General features: G+C 55.9%; 1 rRNA gene. It reads right to left on the bottom strand.

What is annotated here, in order from left to right:
- Position 1: 1 nt before the first annotated feature.
- A 23S ribosomal RNA gene (locus AC6CHQ_RS16230) occupies positions 2-1,346 on the bottom strand; the annotation flags it as partial.

Here is a 1,346-nt window from a genome sequence, read left to right as displayed (position 1 = left end):
TGAGGAGAAGTCCTCGATCGATTAGTATCCGTCAGCTCCATGTGTCGCCACACTTCCACCCCGGACCTATCCACCTCGTCTTCTTCGAGGGATCTTACTGGCTTGCGCCATGGGAAATCTCATCTTGAGGGGGGCTTCGTGCTTAGATGCTTTCAGCACTTATCCCGTCCACACATAGCTACCCAGCGATGCCCTTGGCAGGACAACTGGTACACCAGCGGTGTGTCCATCCCGGTCCTCTCGTACTAAGGACAGCTCCTCTCAAATTTCCTGCGCCCGCGACGGATAGGGACCGAACTGTCTCACGACGTTCTGAACCCAGCTCGCGTACCGCTTTAATGGGCGAACAGCCCAACCCTTGGGACCGACTACAGCCCCAGGATGCGATGAGCCGACATCGAGGTGCCAAACCTCCCCGTCGATGTGAACTCTTGGGGGAGATAAGCCTGTTATCCCCGGGGTAGCTTTTATCCGTTGAGCGATGGCCCTTCCATGCGGAACCACCGGATCACTAAGCCCGTCTTTCGACCCTGCTCGACTTGTAGGTCTCGCAGTCAAGCTCCCTTCTGCCTTTGCACTCTGCGAATGATTTCCAACCATTCTGAGGGAACCTTTGGGCGCCTCCGTTACTCTTTAGGAGGCGACCGCCCCAGTCAAACTGTCCGCCTGACACGGTCCCCTGCCCGGATCACGGGCACGGGTTAGAAGTCCAATACAGCCAGGGTAGTATCCCACCAGTGCCTCCACCGAAGCTGGCGCTCCGGTTTCCACGGCTCCTACCTATCCTGTACAGGCTGCACCGGAATTCAATATCAGGCTACAGTAAAGCTCCACGGGGTCTTTCCGTCCTGTCGCGGGTAACCTGCATCTTCACAGGTACTATAATTTCACCGAGTCTCTCGTTGAGACAGTGCCCAGATCGTTACGCCTTTCGTGCGGGTCGGAACTTACCCGACAAGGAATTTCGCTACCTTAGGACCGTTATAGTTACGGCCGCCGTTTACTGGGGCTTCAATTCAAAGCTTCGCTTGCGCTAACCTCTCCTCTTAACCTTCCAGCACCGGGCAGGCGTCAGCCCCTATACGTCACCTTACGGTTTTGCAGAGACCTGTGTTTTTGCTAAACAGTCGCCTGGGCCTATTCACTGCGGCTCTCTCGGGCTTTAACACCCTAATAGAGCACCCCTTCTCCCGAAGTTACGGGGTCATTTTGCCGAGTTCCTTAACGAGAGTTCTCTCGATCACCTTAGGATTCTCTCCTCGCCTACCTGTGTCGGTTTGCGGTACGGGCGCCTCCCGCCTCGTTAGAGGCTTTTCTTGGCAGTGTGAAATCAGGGACTCCGGGGT

This window comes from Bhargavaea sp. GQ12 (assembly GCF_059758705.1).
Note: the sequence above shows the minus strand (reverse complement) of the source record. Positions and strands in the feature narration are given on the sequence as shown.